The sequence below is a fragment of the Planktotalea sp. genome (assembly GCF_050633725.1).
Lineage (GTDB): Bacteria > Pseudomonadota > Alphaproteobacteria > Rhodobacterales > Rhodobacteraceae > Planktotalea.
The window spans coordinates 37,145-53,358 of sequence record NZ_JBOEHB010000013.1 but is presented as its reverse complement, the minus strand read 5'-3'; the positions used below and the strand labels follow the sequence as shown (position 1 = coordinate 53,358).

General features: G+C 53.7%; 17 protein-coding genes. 7 read left to right on the top strand and 10 right to left on the bottom strand.

Going from position 1 to position 16,214, the window contains the following annotated elements:
• The first annotated feature begins 14 nt into the window (after positions 1-14).
• On the top strand, positions 15-1,556 hold the full coding sequence (locus ACRBCU_RS12570; RefSeq protein WP_431365736.1) for a helicase HerA-like domain-containing protein: 1,542 nt from the start codon (positions 15-17) through the stop codon (positions 1,554-1,556).
• Positions 1,557-1,561: 5 nt separating this feature from the next.
• Positions 1,562-2,581, top strand: coding sequence for a patatin-like phospholipase family protein (locus ACRBCU_RS12565; protein ID WP_431365735.1), 1,020 nt, complete (start codon positions 1,562-1,564; stop codon positions 2,579-2,581).
• Positions 2,582-2,587: 6 nt separating this feature from the next.
• Here the strand turns inward: ACRBCU_RS12565 and ACRBCU_RS12560 are convergent, their stop codons facing one another.
• The 4 genes from ACRBCU_RS12560 to ACRBCU_RS12545 form a co-directional block, all read right to left on the bottom strand.
• The gene (locus tag ACRBCU_RS12560; RefSeq protein ID WP_431365734.1) at positions 2,588-3,262 is read right to left on the bottom strand and encodes a DUF502 domain-containing protein; all 675 of its coding nucleotides are present in this window, start codon (positions 3,260-3,262) and stop codon (positions 2,588-2,590) included.
• A 76-nt stretch (positions 3,263-3,338) separates the two neighbouring features.
• Positions 3,339-4,253, bottom strand: a complete 915-nt coding sequence (locus tag ACRBCU_RS12555; RefSeq protein WP_431365733.1) for a pseudouridine-5'-phosphate glycosidase — start codon at positions 4,251-4,253, stop codon at positions 3,339-3,341.
• Positions 4,250-5,143 carry a PfkB family carbohydrate kinase gene (locus ACRBCU_RS12550; protein WP_431365732.1) on the bottom strand — a complete coding sequence of 298 codons (894 nt, stop codon included), beginning with the start codon at positions 5,141-5,143 and terminating at the stop codon, positions 4,250-4,252. The genes ACRBCU_RS12555 and ACRBCU_RS12550 overlap by 4 nt, the downstream gene beginning before the upstream one ends.
• Positions 5,144-5,182: 39 nt before the next feature.
• Positions 5,183-6,052 (bottom strand): DUF4198 domain-containing protein, encoded by an 870-nt coding sequence (locus tag ACRBCU_RS12545; protein WP_431365731.1) that lies wholly within the window; start codon positions 6,050-6,052, stop codon positions 5,183-5,185.
• On the opposite strand from ACRBCU_RS12545, the gene ACRBCU_RS12540 reads away from it, so the two are divergent.
• Entirely contained in the window at positions 5,991-7,136 is a 1,146-nt protein-coding gene (locus ACRBCU_RS12540) for a HupE/UreJ family protein (protein ID WP_431365730.1), read from the top strand. The genes ACRBCU_RS12545 and ACRBCU_RS12540 overlap by 62 nt on opposite strands.
• Here ACRBCU_RS12540 and ACRBCU_RS12535 read toward each other — a convergent pair.
• The 6 genes from ACRBCU_RS12535 to ACRBCU_RS12510 form a co-directional block, all read right to left on the bottom strand.
• Positions 7,133-7,765: a DUF1638 domain-containing protein gene (locus tag ACRBCU_RS12535; protein WP_431365729.1), complete on the bottom strand. Its 633-nt coding sequence runs from the start codon at positions 7,763-7,765 to the stop codon at positions 7,133-7,135. The genes ACRBCU_RS12540 and ACRBCU_RS12535 overlap by 4 nt on opposite strands.
• 70 nt (positions 7,766-7,835) lie before the next feature.
• Positions 7,836-8,537 carry a corrinoid protein gene (locus tag ACRBCU_RS12530; RefSeq protein ID WP_431365728.1) on the bottom strand — a complete coding sequence of 234 codons (702 nt, stop codon included), beginning with the start codon at positions 8,535-8,537 and terminating at the stop codon, positions 7,836-7,838.
• 179 nt (positions 8,538-8,716) lie between these two features.
• Positions 8,717-9,079, bottom strand: coding sequence for a YbaN family protein (locus tag ACRBCU_RS12525; RefSeq protein ID WP_431365727.1), 363 nt, complete (start codon positions 9,077-9,079; stop codon positions 8,717-8,719).
• Positions 9,080-10,096 carry a betaine--homocysteine S-methyltransferase gene (gene bmt / locus ACRBCU_RS12520; RefSeq protein ID WP_431365726.1) on the bottom strand — a complete coding sequence of 339 codons (1,017 nt, stop codon included), beginning with the start codon at positions 10,094-10,096 and terminating at the stop codon, positions 9,080-9,082.
• A gap of 96 nt (positions 10,097-10,192) precedes the next feature.
• Positions 10,193-12,037 (bottom strand): phosphatidylglycerol lysyltransferase domain-containing protein, encoded by a 1,845-nt coding sequence (locus tag ACRBCU_RS12515; RefSeq protein ID WP_431365725.1) that lies wholly within the window; start codon positions 12,035-12,037, stop codon positions 10,193-10,195.
• 127 nt (positions 12,038-12,164) lie between these two features.
• Positions 12,165-12,479 (bottom strand): DUF1476 domain-containing protein, encoded by a 315-nt coding sequence (locus tag ACRBCU_RS12510; protein ID WP_431365724.1) that lies wholly within the window; start codon positions 12,477-12,479, stop codon positions 12,165-12,167.
• 202 nt (positions 12,480-12,681) lie between these two features.
• Between ACRBCU_RS12510 and purC the strand changes: the two genes are divergently transcribed.
• Genes purC through ACRBCU_RS12490 form a run of 4 tightly spaced genes read left to right on the top strand, consistent with a single transcriptional unit; the run spans position 12,682 to position 16,211 of the window.
• Entirely contained in the window at positions 12,682-13,443 is a 762-nt protein-coding gene (gene purC / locus ACRBCU_RS12505) for a phosphoribosylaminoimidazolesuccinocarboxamide synthase (protein ID WP_431365723.1), read from the top strand.
• Between the two features lie 20 nt (positions 13,444-13,463).
• Entirely contained in the window at positions 13,464-13,694 is a 231-nt protein-coding gene (gene purS / locus ACRBCU_RS12500; RefSeq protein ID WP_431365722.1) for a phosphoribosylformylglycinamidine synthase subunit PurS, read from the top strand.
• Positions 13,694-14,362 (top strand): phosphoribosylformylglycinamidine synthase subunit PurQ, encoded by a 669-nt coding sequence (purQ, locus tag ACRBCU_RS12495; protein ID WP_431365721.1) that lies wholly within the window; start codon positions 13,694-13,696, stop codon positions 14,360-14,362. Before purS ends, purQ begins: the two co-directional genes overlap by 1 nt.
• Before the next feature lie 46 nt (positions 14,363-14,408).
• The gene (locus ACRBCU_RS12490) at positions 14,409-16,211 is read left to right on the top strand and encodes a sensor histidine kinase (RefSeq protein WP_431365720.1); all 1,803 of its coding nucleotides are present in this window, start codon (positions 14,409-14,411) and stop codon (positions 16,209-16,211) included.
• Positions 16,212-16,214: the final 3 nt, after the last annotated feature.

Below are 16,214 nucleotides of genomic sequence, written 5' to 3'. Positions count from 1 at the left end.
TCCGGGAGAAGCCAATGGACCATCATATTTTCGTCGGCGGCGGCGGGCCGGATTATACAGAAAAGCAATGGTTGAGCCTGAAATATGCGAACCGTCACGGGCTTGTGGCTGGCGCGACAGGCACCGGTAAGACGGTAACATTGCAGATCCTTGCCGAGAACTTTTCCAATGCTGGCGTGCCTGTGTTCCTGACGGATGTAAAAGGCGATCTTTCAGGATTGGCGGCCGCGGGCTCGGATACGTTCAAACTGCATGACGCGTTCACCTCACGCGCCGAAAAAATTGGCTTTGAAGATTACAGCTACGACAAGTTTCCTGTCACCTTTTGGGACCTATTTGGCGAGCAAGGGCATCCCGTACGCACGACTGTCGCGGAGATGGGGCCACTGCTGGTTTCTCGCCTGCTTGAGCTGAGCGAGCCGCAAGAAGGCGTTGTGAACATTGCGTTCCGCGTTGCAGATGAGCAGGGCATGCCGCTGCTTGATCTTAAGGATTTGCAAGCGCTGTTGGTTTGGGTCGGTGAAAACCGGGATGAGCTCACGCTGCGCTATGGCAACGTCTCAGTTGGCTCAATTGGTGCCATTCAGCGTCGTCTTCTGGTTCTTGAAAATCAGGGCGGGGCGATGCTCTTTGGTGAACCCGCGCTTGCGCTTTCGGATATCATAAGCACGGATTCAGACGGGCGAGGGCGGATCAATATCTTGGCCTCTGACAAACTGATGGGCGCTCCACGTCTATACGCGACTTTCCTTTTGTGGCTGTTGTCTGAACTTTTCGAAGAGCTGCCGGAAATCGGTGATCCTGATAAGCCCAAGCTTGTGTTCTTCTTTGACGAAGCGCATTTGCTCTTTGATGGCGCGCCGAAACCATTGGTGGATAAGGTCGAGCAAGTCGCTAGGTTGATTCGTTCAAAAGGCGTTGGCATCTATTTCGTCACGCAGAACCCGTCTGATGTCCCCGAAGACGTTCTGAGCCAACTTGGCAATCGTATTCAGCACGCGCTTCGTGCCTTTACTGCGCGCGATCGTCGTCGCCTAAAAGAAGCGGCAGAGACTTATCGCGATAATCCGCGGTTTGATACCGGCGAAGCAATTCGTGAGGTCGGCGTGGGCGAGGCCGTGACGTCGATGTTGCAAAAGAAGGGCATTCCCGGAGTGGTCGAACGTACGCTCATTCGCCCGCCAAGCTCAAAGCTCGGACCTATTTCGCCCTCCGAGCGCGCGCAGGTTATCGCAACTTCGCATGTCGCAGGTAAATATGAAGCGAAGTTTGATCGTCAGTCTGCATACGAAATTCTGCGTGCACGGGCGGATCAAGCTGCAAAAGCTGCGGCGGAAGAAGAGGCCAGAGAAGACGAGCTTGAGATTGCGGAGCGCGAATATAAGGCAGCCCGCCGCTATAGCGGCACCCGTGTGAGCCGCTCCACCAGCCGTGGCCGCGCCAAAAGCGATAGTTTTGGCAGCGCTATGGCGCAGGTGGTTATTAAAGAGTTAAAGGGTACCACAGGTCGCCGCATCGTGCGCGGCATTCTGGGTGGCTTGTTCAAAGCGAGATAATCAAAATGACAACAAAGCGTATTAACCTCGCCCTGCAAGGGGGCGGGGCGCATGGTGCCTTCACTTGGGGGGCGCTTGATCGCATATTGCAAGAACCTAGCATCGAAATCGCTGCGATCTCCGGCACTTCAGCTGGCGCTTTGAACGCGGCGGCTTTGAAGTCGGGCATGTTAGAGGGTGGCGCGTCAGGCGCGCGTGAAGCGCTTGATGCGCTTTGGGATAAGGTGGCCAAAACCTCAACTGCAGGGTTTGATCAGTGGTTCTTGCATGCCCAGTTGTCCCCATCTGCAATAAGCCAAGCGTTAGAGTTTTCGCCGGTCAAAATGTTCGCAGATACTCTTTCGCGGATGTCTTCCCCCTATAGTTCGGGGCCATTCTACAATCATCCTTTGCAAACGATTGTTGAGGGCTTCAACTACAGCGAAGTCTGCGCCAGCGAAGGCCCTGCGCTCTATATTGGTGCAACCAATGTTCGAAGCGGCAAGGTGAAAGTGTTTCAAGGCGCGCAGATAGGCCCTGATGCATTGCTTGCATCCGCATGTCTGCCGACGCTTTTCCGCGCGGTCGAAATTGATGGCGAAGCCTATTGGGATGGGGGGTACACTGGAAATCCACCGTTGTTCCCGCTGTTTGATCAGGCATTGCCCGAGGACATTTTGGTTATCAACATCAACCCGTTAGAGCGCGATGCGATCCCCACGACTGCGCAGGCAATCCAGAACCGGATCAACGAGATCAGTTTTAACTCATCGCTTTTGCGCGAATTGCGCGCGATCTCTTTTGTGCAGCGTCTCATCGGGGATCAGACCTTGCAACAAGGCAGCATGAAGAACGTTCATGTTCACATGATTGCTGATGACGCTTTAATGACGGAACTCTCTGTTGCCACAAAAACAGTTGCTATCCCGTCCATCCTTTTGGCTCTGCGAGAGGCGGGCACACGTGCTGCCGATGCGTTTTTACAAGCGCATTTGGATGATATCGGCGAAAAGAGCAGCGTTAATTTGCAAGCGATGTTCAGCTAAAACCCGTTATTCAACGGGTTTAGTCGGATCTTTTGCGTTCGGGTAAACAAGCCCCGCTGAGATAACCAGTTTAGCGGCATCCTCAACGCTCATTTCTAGCTCAATGATGTCTTCGCGCGGGAAAAACAGCAAGAATCCCGACGTGGGGTTTGGCGTTGTCGGAACGAAGATGCTGACCAAATCGCCGCTCGTCGCCGCACTTTGTGCGACTTCGCCTTTGGCGGTCGTTGAAATAAAGCCAATCGCCCAAATCCCCTTGCGTGGGTATTCAAACAGGCAGGCTTTCTCAAATGACCGTTCCGATTGTGCGAATACTGTTTCAGCAATTTGCTTAACGCCCGAATAGATCGAGCGCACAACAGGCACGCTTTCAACGATACCTTCCGCAAAACGGATCAGCGAGCGGCCTAAAAGCCCTTTGGCCAACCAGCCCACAACAATCGTGAACAGTAAGAAGATGATGACACCGACGCCGCGCAGGTTGATGCCGATATATTTTTCCGGTTGGAACGTATAAGGCACCAAAGGCAACACGACGCTGTCAATCCAGCCAACGATCGACCAGATGAGCCAAATCGTTAGGCCAACGGGTGCGATAACCACCAAACCAGTTAAAAAGCTGGCGCGCAGAGATGCAAATAGGCCCGGTCGGCGCGGGTGTTCGTCAAATGGCGTGTTCATATAGGTGTTCCAAACGTTCTTGGCCCTACCTAAGCACCTCGATCATTGGGGGCAATGGCTGCTTCTGATCTGGCTGCTAATTGTCACCCATTTCGCAGGCAATCCGTGCCGCAAGTGCTGCATTGTTCAAAACGAGGGCAATATTCGCGGTCAAAGACCGTCCCTTGGTCAGCTCAAAAACCCGTTGCAGCAGATAGGGCGTGACAGATTTGCCGCTGATTCCATGATCAAGAGCATCCTGCAATGCGCGCTCGATCACCGGATCCATTTCCGCGCGCGCAATTTCGTCCGCTTCAGGGATAGGATTTGTGACAAGCTGCCCACCCGGAAGCCCAAGCGCGCCGCGCATCTTGTGGGCATTTGCGATGTCCAAAGGAGTATCAAGCCGCAAGGGGGCTTTATGCGCGCTTTGCGCCGACCAGAATGCGGGAACCGTGTCTTGGCCGAAGGCGATGACCGGCACACCAAGAGTTTCCAAAACTTCTAACGTTTTGGGAATATCCAAGATCGCTTTTGCGCCAGCGGCAACAACAGTAACCGCAGTTTGCGCCAGCTCTTGCAGATCAGCAGAGATATCAAAGCTTTCCTCAGCGCCGCGATGAACGCCGCCAATCCCACCTGTTGCAAAGACAGAAATACCCGCAAGATTTGCCGCAATCATCGTTGCGGCAACCGTTGTTGCACCCGTTCCTTTGCTTGCCATGCAAACGGCGATGTCTGCGCGGCTAAGCTTGGCCGCGCCCTTTGTTTGGGCCAGTTCCTCTAACTGATTATCCTCAAGGCCCACAAGCAAGCGCCCTTCAATGACTGCAACCGTTGCAGGCGTGGCACCGCCGTCGCGCACAGTTTGCTCGACCTTGCGCGCCATTTGCAGATTTTGCGGATAGGGCATGCCATGGGTGATGATAGTCGATTCCAGCGCGACAATAGGTCTGCCTGCATCAAATGCGGATTGGACGGCTTTGGAGCGGATAAAAGGAAGGGTCGTCAATGTGCTGTTTCTCCTGAAACATACCGCGCTGCGGCGTGAAGGGCATCTTCGAGGGCTCTTTGCGGAGTGGCGTTCCGCAGCTCTGCGTTCATATGGGCCGCCATGAATGTATCGCCAGCGCCTGTGACACGAGCCACCAGAACTTGCGGCGGCGTTGCTTGGCGCAGACCTGTTTTATCTGCTTCCGCAGCTAGGTTTCCGCCATCGGTCACAAGGGCCCGCGCGGCGCCGCGATCCAAAAGTTTGCTTGCAGCGTCCGCTGCCGTGGTGAAGTTGCTGTGGCAGAGCAGATTTGCTTCCTCAAGATTGACGTAAAGCGTCGCGCGGGTCTGATCGAGAAAGGGGCGCAGGCGTTCGGCCTTGCCGGGCGATGCAGGCGCGACGCGTAGGTCCGCTGCGCGAAACATCGGATCGCCAGCAATTTTCGTCAATAACGACAGCGTTAGATTGCCATCCAGCGCAATCATTCCGTCATAGGGGGCATCATCACGCGCGAGCCTGCCGTCTTGCAAAGGCGTAAGAATTTTCGCGCCAGCCGTCTCAAGCGAATGCGCATCCGCGATTGCAGCGATCAGCCCGTTAGCGCCTTCAACGGCCATGTAGCGATCCGTTGGAAGATCAGCGGAGCGATAGAGAAAATCGCATCTAAGGCCCATTTCCTCGAGCTCATCCACCAATTGATCCCCTGCGGCGTCGCGGCCGACTGCACTCAGAAGGGCAGGGCGCAAACCGAAACGGCGCAGGGTCATTGCGATGTTCAACGCAACGCCGCCCGGCAATTGTGTGATGCGGCCGGGCACATCATTGCCTTGACGCATGGAGCTGCTCGAGCGGCCAATCACGTCCCAAAGGACAGAGCCGATACAAAGGATATCTGGGTGAGTGTTCATACGGTCTTAGTGCCGCGCCACGTGCGCACTCGCAAGGGCTTAGCGGACTTCAAATGTAAGTGCGGCCCAGAGAGTTTCCCAAACTGCGCCTGTTTCTTGCGAAAGCGCGGGCGAGGGTTCGCGCAGCAAGACATTGTCGAGCAAGTACGCATAACCCGATTTCACAGGGATCACCGCAATCCCTTCATCATTGGTTTGCACCAGTGTAATTGTCGTATCGCCCTCTTTTGAACGTTCGAAGATTTCAATCTGCGCATCCAAGCGGGGCATTTCACGATAGAGCACTTTGACAGGCAAACCGCCGTCGAGCGTATCTGTGTACGGGTTTTTCAGCGCGATGATCTCTAGCTCTAAACCACGTGATGCATCGCTGCCTGCTCCACTGCCAACCGCAAACAGACCCTTTGCAAAACGAGTGTAGGTTTCGCGGAACTTGTCTTCGCTCAATTCTCTTTCGCGATGTTGGCTTAGGACGTCGCCAAAATCCTTGTGGTCTGCAAATTTCTTGAACTTCGCCCATTCAGTGTAGGTGAGGTTTTGAGGATTGGTTTGGTAAACCAGCGTGAACAAACCGTCGCTTTCGATTGGCTTGTCAAACACGGGCGAGTCTCCGAGCCGCGCCTGCACAGGCTTTGCGCCGCTCGCATCAATTCGCTCGAACCGCGCCGCGCGCCTCGTGAAATAGGCAAGGTCTATTCCTTTGAAGTTTTGTCCATTCTTCGTGAAAGCCGCAATGTTTTCGCCTGTTTTGACTTGAAATTTCTTACTATCAATCCAAAACTCATGCGCGAGTAACGGCGTCGTCGCCAAGGTCAGAAAAATATTACAAACGAAGGTCTTAGCGATCATGATATCAACTTTCTCAAAACTCAAAGTCATGCTGATGCAGTTGTTGGCAGTGTCAAGCATTATGGCGTTCACAATGTCGTCGGCAATAGCACATGAGGTCAGCCCAACGGTCGCAGATTTGAGCGTTGAAGAAGGCAAAGCCTCATTAAGCATGCGCATCACATTAGAGAGTTTTCTGGCTGGCATCGATCTGGATAGTGCTGAGGATACGAATGAAGCCCCTCAAGCCGCCGATTATGATGCATTGCGCGCGCTCACCTCCGCTGAGCTGGAAACCCGCATGAGAGAATTTGCGCCGCAAATGCTAAGTAAATTTCAGCTTCGCATTGATGGCGCGCCTGTCGCCCTCGCAATCAGCGGGCTAGATATTCCAGAGGTTGGCGATCCTGAACTTCCGCGCCTGTCGCAGTTGAGCTTTGAAGGCACAGCCCCAAAGGATGCATCCCAAATGCAGCTGGAGTGGCCAAAGGGATACGGCGCGCTGATTCTTCGGCAGATGGGCATAGAAAACGGCTACACGGGGTATATCGACGGAGGGCAGTCCAGCCCTGAAATTTCTATTTTCGGCGGTGAAGAACGCGGTTTTGGCTCTGTTTTCATTGAATATATTCCCGTCGGCTTCGATCATATCCTGCCTAAAGGTTTGGACCATATTCTATTCGTTCTAGGGCTTTTCTTCTTCTCGACCGCGCTACGCCCTTTGCTTGTGCAAGTGACCTCTTTCACCCTGGCGCATACCGTGACACTGGCGCTTGGCGCGCTTGGAATCGTCACGATACCCGGCAGCATCGTTGAGCCAATTATCGCGGCCTCAATTGTGTATGTCGCCGTTGAAAACATCTTCACGCGCAAAATGAACCCTTGGCGACCTGCGATTATTTTCGTGTTCGGATTGCTTCACGGGCTTGGATTCGCTTCGGTCCTTGGCGAATTTGGCTTGCCTGCGGGGCAATTCGTGGCAGCTTTGATCGGCTTTAACGTTGGCGTGGAATTTGGCCAGCTGACGGTAATTGCGCTTGCCTTTCTCGCTGTTGGCTTCTGGTTCGGTGGCAAAGAGTGGTACAGAGCACGCATCGCCATTCCAGCCTCTATCGCCATCGCTTTGGTCGGGGCCTATTGGTTTGTAGAGCGGGTGTTTCTTTAAAGATCGCGAAGGGCGGTTTGCAGATCACCATATCCTGTAAACCGTCGCTCGAACTTAAGGCCCAATCGATCCGCACAGATTTTCGCTTTCTCCGTTAAAGCGGGATCATCGGTTTGCGCCTGATACACCAGCTTTTCATAGTTGCCGAAATACATATCGCGCAGCTCAGGGTGACGATCTAGGCCCATAGGTTTGATCACGAATGCATCAAATTGGCGAACCAAAAAATCCGTAAGATAAAACGCCGTAAACTCGTTTTCAGAGATCTTCGCAAAAGTTTCAGTGCCTTCAAAAAAGGAGTAGCAATGGGGGCCTTGGATCATTTCAACGCCAAGCTCATTGCACTTCGCCTCCAGCAGGCCACCCGTGCCGCAATCCGCATAAGCGACAAATATCTGCGCGTAATTTGGTTGATGTTTCAGAACCGCTTGCTCAACCGCATCAGTGATCTTTTCCGGATAAACGTGATAAATAGCGGGCAAACAGGTGAGATCCATATGATCCCATTTGTTTATCTCTTTCAGCGCAAGAATTTCACGCGCGAGCGCTCCGCAAGCTAGGATTAAAGACCGCCCGCCTTTGAGCTGGCTTAATCCTTCATGGGTTAATGCGGTGTCTTCGATTTTCATCTAATTTACCCAAATGCGAAAGGCTCCGAATGCAGATGCACCGGAGCCTCTTTTTTGCAATAGCCAGTGCTTAACTCGCCAGCTGGTTATGCTTGCGTCCGATCCAGTCTTTTGCCGTTTCGACAGCAACCGCTGCGTCACGGCAATAGGCGTCTGCACCGATGGCTTTACCGAATTCTTCGTTCAACGGCGCGCCGCCAACGAGCACGATGTAGTCATCGCGGCGACCTTGCTCAACCAGCGTGTCGATAACGACTTTCATGTAAGGCATCGTTGTCGTCAAAAGGGCAGACATCCCGAGAATATCTGCATCTTCCGCTTCAAGCGCCTCAACATAGGATTCAACGGCATTGTTAATGCCAAGATCAACGACCTCGAAACCCGCACCTTCCATCATCATGCCGACGAGGTTTTTACCGATGTCGTGGATGTCGCCCTTCACCGTGCCAATCACCATTTTGCCAACGCGTGGTGCTCCTGTTTCCGCCAAAAGCGGCTTCAGAATGGCCATGCCACCCTTCATCGCGTTCGCCGCAAGCAGAACCTCTGGCACGAACAAAATACCGTCACGGAAATCTGCGCCAACGATTGTCATGCCGCCGACCAAAGCTTTGGTCAGAACGTCGTAGGGGGCCCAATCGCGTTCGAGAAGGATATTAACACCTTCTTCAATTTCCTCTTTCAAACCGTCGTAGAGGTCATCGAACATCTGTTGGACTAATTCTTCGTCGTCCAGTTCAGACAGGATGATGTCGTCTTCTTCGTCGGACATGAGCCGTTCCTTTGATGAGGCAGATATGCCTGTTGTTTTCTTGATATTTGGTCAGATTGTCGCGTCTAAACTTAACCAATTGCGACACTGGCGCTTTCAGTTCCGACCTATAGCAATTTTTCAGCAAGGAGCCGAATGAAAAAGGATCATTATGACTATGAGATGCTTTGCAGAAATCGCTATCCTTTTGGGCGGCCTGGGCGGGAAATCACATAGGCTGCGCCCAATGAAATGCCAATCGCTTGCCCGATGATCACGGCCTTTGGCGCGCCTGCGTAAAGACTGAATAAGAAGACAGCCCCCATCATCGAACACGCGAGCCATTTGACCTTTGTCGGGATAACGCCGTGGGCTTCCCAGTCCTTAATCATTGGTCCGAAAAATCTGGAATTTAAGAGCCAAGCATGAAGACGTGGGCTCGATTTCCCAAAGGCAAAAGCTGCAAGAATGACAAATGGCGTCGTCGGCAGAACCGGCAAAACAACACCCAGCGCGCCAAGCGTCAGAGCCAGCGCGCCGAGCGAAAACCAAAGTGCCTTCACTTAGCCAGCTCGTCTTTTGCGCCGTGTCTTTCGCGCGGCTGGAGCATTTTCTTCGGTTCCATCGCCGGCAGAAGAGAACGGGCCGATGGTTTCAGCGATCGCTTCCAGTGTTGGGGCGGCAGATTTGGGAGTTGTTTCTAGCGCTTTGCGCATCGCGCTAAGGTGCTCCGGCATGGTGCCGCAGCATCCGCCAATGATCGTGGCTCCGCAATCACGCGCCATGCAGGCGTATTGCCCCATCAATTCAGGCGTTCCATCGTAGTGGATATGCCCTTCCACATATTTTGGAATGCCAGCGTTGCCTTTGGCGACGATCGGGCGATCAGAGCCTTGGGCCGCAAACCCGAGTACTGTGCGCAGCAAATCAGATGCACCAGTTCCGCAATTTGCACCAAAGGCGAGCGGGGGGTGCGCAAGGCCTTCGACCATTTGCACCATTGCTGCGCTGGTCGTGCCCATCATCGTTCGGCCTGCGGTGTCAAAGCTCATGGTGCCAACCCAAGGCATGTCAGCGCGGGCAAACGCTTCGGCGGCGGCGCGATATTCTTCAGGTGCCGAAATCGTTTCAAGCCAGAGCACATCAGCGCCGCCAGCTTTGAGGCCCTCAGCCTGTTCGTGGAAGATTTCGACAGCGTCCGCATGGGACAGCGTTCCGACAGGTTCCATAATGTCACCCGTTGGGCCGACAGAGCCAGCTACAACGATTGTTCGGCCCGTTGCGTCTGCGACTTCGCGACCGATTTCAGCGGAAATGCGTGACAATTCATGTGCGCGGTCTTGTGCATTGTGCAGTTTGAGCCGCGACGCGTTGCCACCAAACGAATTGGTTAGGAACAAATCACTGCCTGCATCAACCGCAGACTGATACAACGCTTTGATCTTGTCTGGATGCTGTTCATTCCATAACTCTGGCGCATCGCCAGACATCAGGCCCATGTTGAAGAGGTTCGTTCCTGTGGCGCCATCGGCCAAGATCCATTCGCGCTCAGCGAGCATACGTGTCAGTGCATTTGTCATAGTGAAATCCTGCTGCTTTGGGTCTCTGTTACATGCCCAAGCAGGTGGAACCAATTCTTAATCGTCATAAACATTATGAAATTGCCGATAGGATGTTCAGTTTTGAGCATTGCTCTGATTGTTAGGTAAGGGGGGCGGGTCCTGAACCTCTTGCCATACATCCCAGAGCGAAAGCCAAAGGGCGAGCCGATTTGGCGCTGCGGCGTAAAGCGGCCGCCAGTGGGGGGCAAAGCTGCGTTTAAACTGCGCAAGTCCGACTGAGTGGGGCGATTTGCGAAGGCTTAATCTATCAATAATTTGAATGAGCGGCGCACCTGCACAGGCGGCTGAGGCGAGAGAAAAAGAATGCGCGCCAGCGCGCTGTGCATCTTGGACTGCGTGCCAAACCAGCGCGTGCATAGTGCCGCTAGGGGCGTCTGATATATTGCGCATGATGTCCAATGCCCAGATTTTTTGCCCGCTATGGCAACTGATGTAGGCAACTAAGCGACCATTGAGCCAGGCTCCAAGGCAGGTTTGTTTTTGCATATAACCTAGCTCAACCCGTCCCATTGAAAACCCGCGCGCAGGTCCGTTTTGCTGCTGCCACGCCTTGTCGATTTCCAATATCTGGGTTGCCGAAGAGGCATCAATCGCTAACGGCGCGATAACGATGCCTGATTTTTTCGCCTTGTTGAGCTTTCGTCGCAGACTGCGGCGGGCTGGCAGGGTGAGCGTGCAATCGTGCAAATCTAAAACGGCATCCTTAGCGATCCGCGCAACGCTCATATGGTTTTGACGTAACTTCGCTGCGCAGCGTGCGCTACATTTGTAAAACAGCGGCAAGGTTGCTGTGTTTCTGGCCGTTTTCTTAAGGGCCGCGGTGCTTTGCTCGGGGCAAATAGCTGGTTCGAAAAGCATAGCGCTGCTCTGTGTGGTGCGTGCTTTGGCCCCGATCAACGTGCCTTCGCGCGTAATTAGCGGTGCTCCCGTTTGCAAACCTGCGCTGCTTTCAGCATGCAATCCTCTTGCGCGTAAAACAGATGGTCGCTGGCGGGATTTAGTTTTCATCGGGTGAATCAAATAGAGCACGCCAATGCAAGCCGGCAGGGCAAAATAGATAAGCCGAAAGGCTATCAAGCTGGCTAAAACCTCATTCACATTCTCGCCTTGCAGCGCCCATAACAAAGTCACTTCAAACGGACCAACGCCGCCCGGTGTATTGCTAATCAAGGACAAGCCGAGGCATGTGAGATACACAGGAAAAAGCGTTGCAAATGAAAGCGCTGCGCTTTCCGGAAGCAATACCCATAGGGCAAAGGCTGCGAGGCCCGTGTCGCAGGCCGTATAGAAAAGCAACGCAAGAATCGCGGTTAAGCTTGGCAATCGCAACCGTTTGCCCGCGATGGTCAGGTATCGCTTGAGAGCGGTATATAGCACGAAACAAATGGCAGAGAACAAGCTGGCATGAAAAGCCAGCGGCGGAAGGGGGAGAGATGTTGGCGCAAGCAAGCCTGCAACAGCAAAAAGCGCCAGCCAGGCTCCTAAAAAGCTAATTGAAACCATTGCCGTTACCGAGCCTGCTGCGACGATACTAAGGTTTGGCAATCCACGCCATCGCGCAACTGTGCCACTGATCAACCCCATTCCAATCACTTGCGAAATGGCGATCGCTGCTGCGCCACTTGCTTGGGCTGCGCGCGCAGGCACGCCAGTTTCTAAAACGCGGTGAATTATGACGTCATATCGACCAATGGCGGCGAAGCTCGCAGCGCTGGCAAGCAAGGCTAAAGCCCATTGCCCGGCCGTGATCTCGCTCCAAGACAGGCGCACAAGGCTCCAATCGAGTGCGGCCAACACGGGGCGCAATGCAACGGCACATAGAGGCAAAACAAGGCATAAGGCTGTAAGTTGAAACAGCGCTTTGCGTTTGAAGGGAAGTTTTGACAGGGGCGCAGACATGGAGCAAGCTCTTAAGGCTCATCCATTATCAAGACCTTAACGGATACAATTGGACAGAAAAAAGCCCCCACATTCGCACCGTTTAAAACGAGGATTGCAGGGGCTGATTTGACGTTAGAAGCTTGTTTTAAACTTCTGAAATCAACTGTTCTTTTGCGACGGCCATCAGCTCGCCCATCTTCGCGCGGATCGCGTCTTCACTGGATTTATCACCCAGATCACCGGCTACTTTGCGCACAACATCTTCGTGGCCTGCTTCTTCAAAGTCGGACTTAACAACTTCTTTGGCATATTCAGCAGCTTCGTCGCCAGTTTTGCCCAATAGTTCAGCAGCCCAAAGACCTAGCAATTTGTTGCGGCGCGCGTCTGCTTTGAACTGCATGTCTGCGTCATGTGCGAATTTTGCTTCAAAGGCGTTTTCACGATCGTCAAAAGTGCTCATCTTGCTCACTCTCCTCAAGATTCAATTGGTTTGAGTCAATTATGCGCCGCTGCGAGAGGCGCTGCAAGGGCCAAGCGGCATTGCACCGCATGCATAGCCCAAGCACAACCTTGCCCCGAGGTGCCCCTTGCCCTAAGAGGGCGGCAGATGCGCATGGGCAGAGTCGCCCACAACGCGCAATGCTGCAAAGAAAGTCACTGCCATGGCGCGCGGAAAAAAGATCTACGAAGGCAAAGCAAAGACCCTCTATGAAGGTCCAGAGCCGGGAACAATCGTCCAGTACTTCAAAGACGATGCGACAGCCTTTAACGCTGAAAAAAAGGATGTGATCGACGGGAAGGGTGTTTTGAACAACATGCTGTCCGAGTATTTCATGCTGGGCCTTGGAAGCATTGGGGTGCCAACACACTTCCTTAAGCGGTTGAATATGCGAGAGCAATTGGTGCGTTCGTGCGAGATTGTTCCGCTGGAAGTCATCGTGCGTAACTATGCGGCTGGCACAATGTCCAAACGGTTGGGCATCGAAGAGGGCACGCAACTGCCGCGCCCGATTGTTGAATACTGCCTCAAGGACGACAAGCTTGGCGACCCTCTTGTTTCTGAAGAGCATATCGCAGCGTTCGGTTGGGCCTCTCAACAGGATATGGAAGACATTCTAAGCCTCGCGCTGCGGGTAAATGATTTCCTTGCTGGCGTCATGTATGGCGTGGGAATCAAGTTGATCGACTTCAAAATCGAAATTGGCCGCGTCTTTGATGGCGATTTCCAACGTCTTGTCATCGCAGACGAGATCAGCCCGGATAGCTGCCGTTTGTGGGACATCGAGACAAATCAGAAGCTGGACAAAGATGTGTTCCGCCGCGATCTTGGCTCGCTCACGGATGCCTATACAGAAGTTGCCAAACGCTTGGGAGTGTTGCCGAAGAACCAGCAGCCAATCACCAAGCCTACACTGATAAACTAAGCACTAAGAAGGACTTATACATGAAAGCTCGCGTGCATGTTATGCTGAAAAACGGTGTTTTGGACCCACAGGGAGAGGCCGTTCGTCACGCGCTCGGCGCGCTTGGATTTGATGGTGTTGAAGGTGTGCGGCAAGGCAAAGTGATCGAGCTTGATCTTGCTGACGGCACAACTGAAGCGCAGGTCAATGACATGTGTGAAAAGCTGCTCGCAAATACGGTTATCGAATCCTACACGGTGGAGCTAAGCTAATGCGTGCAGCGGTCATCACTTTTCCCGGCTCTAACTGTGACCGTGATCTTGAGGTTGGCCTGCGTATGGCTGGTGCAGAGGTCACACGTGTTTGGCACAAAGACAGTGCTTTACCCGAAGGTATTGATTTTGTTGGTATTCCGGGCGGTTTTTCCTACGGCGATTATCTGCGTTGCGGCGCGATTGCTGCCAATTCACCGATTTGCGCGGCCGTAAAGACCCACGCTGAAAAGGGTGGTTATGTCTTTGGCGTATGCAACGGGTTTCAGGTTCTAACGGAAACACGTTTGTTGCCGGGGGCTTTAATGCGTAACGCAGGGCTCAAGTACATTTGCCGCACTGTTGGTCTCGAAGTCGCTGAAAATGATAGCGATTTTCTGAAAGCGTATAGCGCAGGCCAAGTGATCCAGGTGCCGATAGCCCACCATGATGGCAACTACACAGCTTCCGAAGAAGAGCTTGATCGCTTGGCAGGAGAAGGGCGTATTGCGTTCCGCTACACTGACAATCCAAACGGCTCAAAACGCGATATTGCTGGTATTACATCTGCAAACGGGCGTGTGCTTGGTATGATGCCGCATCCTGAACGGGCGATGGAAGAGGCGCATGGCTCAAGCGATGGCGCGCGACTTTTCGCCGGTGTCGTAGGGTCAATGGTCTCTGCCTGAGCGTGATGCCTTGAGCGCAGAGGACGTGCGCACTACCATCGCGCCCATGAGCGATAGTTCTGCATCGGACAAGCGCGCGGTGACAATCGCGCGAAAGCGAGCCCCGCGCCAGCGTTTCAACCCTTGGCGCGTGCGGGTGCTTCTTATAACGCTGGTGTTGTTTGCGGCCATCACGGTCTTTTTCACCAACTCGTTTCTTGTTACGCGCTTTACAGAAACGACCCGCAACCGCGCCGAGTTGCGACTGGCTCTTTATAGCGGAAATATCCTCTCGGAACTGCGGCGCAATTCTATCGTGCCGCAGCTACTCTCACGCGATCCTGCTTTGATCGGTGCGCTCAATTCTGCGGATTACACCAATTCGACCCAACGCTTGATAAGTTTTGTTGAGGAAATTGGCGCGGCCTCGCTGATGTTGCTCGACCGTGACGGGCGCTCTGTTGCCGCGACGGATCGCAACAGATTGCAATCATTACACCGCACGGAAGCCTATTTTGTTGATGCTTTGCGATCAAATGGCACGGTGTTTTCCGTGATCAAACGCGAATCTGGCGGATTTTCCTTTACTTATTCACGCCGTGTTGAAAGCGCTAACGAAGTACTTGGCGTTGTGATCGTCGAGGTCGATCTGCAAAAGTTTGAGCGCGCGTGGTCAGGCATTTCGGATGCGGTGTTCATCACCAATTCCGAGGGTGTGATTATCCTTGCAACAGAGCCGCGTTGGCGCGGTTTGCAAGAAGAAGAGGCGCTTAAGCGGCAACCGCCCTCTGGTGCGATCAGCCGTGCGCTGCAAGTGACAGCAGATTGGACGAATGATCCGGGCGACGTCTATCTGCGCGGCGAGGCTGTTATGCATAGCCAAGCGCGTATTTCCTTCAGGGGCTGGCAAATTGCGAGTTTCACCTCCTTTGCGTCCGTGCGCGAACGGGTTAACGGCGTGCTCGCACTCGAAATCATGGGATTCGCTATTCTTTTGGCCTTGGCGTTCTATTTCCTGAACCGTCAAACGGCGGGACGCATGGCGCTTTTTCAGCGCGAGTCGGCAGAACTTCGCCAGCTTAACATCCGCTTGCAGCGGGAAGTTGCCGAGCGCCAGAAGGTCCAAGAGAACCTTGCTGTGGCCGAACAGACGCTTGCGCAAAGCTCAAAACTGGCGGCGCTTGGTGAAATGTCTGCGGCGGTCAGCCATGAATTGAACCAGCCCTTGGCCGCGATGAAGACCTATCTTGCTGGCGCGCGTCTTCTGGTCGGGCGAGGGCGCCCTGAAGAGGCGCTTTCCAGCTTTCAACGCATTGACGATTTGATCGGTCGTATGGGCGCGATCACGCGGCAGCTTAAGAGCTATGCGCGCAAAAGCGGGGATGAATATGCCCCTGTAAATCTTGGCGATGCCTTGGCTTCTAGCCTGTCTATGATGGAACCACAGCTGCGCCAACGACAGGTGCAGATCGAAAAGACTTTGCCGCAAGAACCGGTGATGGTGATGGCCGATCGCGTGCGCGTTGAGCAGGTCATGATCAACCTGCTGCGTAACGCGCTTGATGCGACGAAATCCGAAGCGAACCCGCAGGTCGATGTTCTGCTCGCAGCGGGCGAAACCGCGATGTTAACGGTGCGCGATAACGGGCAGGGGATTGAAAACCTAGATGCCCTGTTTGAGCCGTTTTATACCACCAAGCAACCAGGGGATGGGGTCGGGCTGGGCCTTGCCATTTCGTCCGGGATCGTGAACGAGCTAGGAGGGCGGATGACTGCGCGCAACTCCGAGCAAGGGGGCGCGGTCTTTGAAATCCGTTTGCCGATACTACATGAAGATAGCGCCGTAAGCGCAAAGCCAGCAGCGGAGTAAACC

Coding starts and splice junctions, on each gene's coding strand:
- ACRBCU_RS12570 (WP_431365736.1), top strand. CDS start 15: ATGGACCATCATATTTTCGTCGGCGGCGGCGGGCCGGATTATACAGAA.
- ACRBCU_RS12565 (WP_431365735.1), top strand. CDS start 1,562: ATGACAACAAAGCGTATTAACCTCGCCCTGCAAGGGGGCGGGGCGCAT.
- ACRBCU_RS12560 (WP_431365734.1), bottom strand. CDS start 3,262: ATGAACACGCCATTTGACGAACACCCGCGCCGACCGGGCCTATTTGCA.
- ACRBCU_RS12550 (WP_431365732.1), bottom strand. CDS start 5,143: ATGAACACTCACCCAGATATCCTTTGTATCGGCTCTGTCCTTTGGGAC.
- ACRBCU_RS12540 (WP_431365730.1), top strand. CDS start 5,991: ATGATATCAACTTTCTCAAAACTCAAAGTCATGCTGATGCAGTTGTTG.
- ACRBCU_RS12545 (WP_431365731.1), bottom strand. CDS start 6,052: ATGCTTGACACTGCCAACAACTGCATCAGCATGACTTTGAGTTTTGAG.
- ACRBCU_RS12535 (WP_431365729.1), bottom strand. CDS start 7,765: ATGAAAATCGAAGACACCGCATTAACCCATGAAGGATTAAGCCAGCTC.
- ACRBCU_RS12530 (WP_431365728.1), bottom strand. CDS start 8,537: ATGTCCGACGAAGAAGACGACATCATCCTGTCTGAACTGGACGACGAA.
- bmt (WP_431365726.1), bottom strand. CDS start 10,096: ATGACAAATGCACTGACACGTATGCTCGCTGAGCGCGAATGGATCTTG.
- ACRBCU_RS12515 (WP_431365725.1), bottom strand. CDS start 12,037: ATGTCTGCGCCCCTGTCAAAACTTCCCTTCAAACGCAAAGCGCTGTTT.
- ACRBCU_RS12510 (WP_431365724.1), bottom strand. CDS start 12,479: ATGAGCACTTTTGACGATCGTGAAAACGCCTTTGAAGCAAAATTCGCA.
- purC (WP_431365723.1), top strand. CDS start 12,682: ATGGCGCGCGGAAAAAAGATCTACGAAGGCAAAGCAAAGACCCTCTAT.
- purS (WP_431365722.1), top strand. CDS start 13,464: ATGAAAGCTCGCGTGCATGTTATGCTGAAAAACGGTGTTTTGGACCCA.
- purQ (WP_431365721.1), top strand. CDS start 13,694: ATGCGTGCAGCGGTCATCACTTTTCCCGGCTCTAACTGTGACCGTGAT.
- ACRBCU_RS12490 (WP_431365720.1), top strand. CDS start 14,409: ATGAGCGATAGTTCTGCATCGGACAAGCGCGCGGTGACAATCGCGCGA.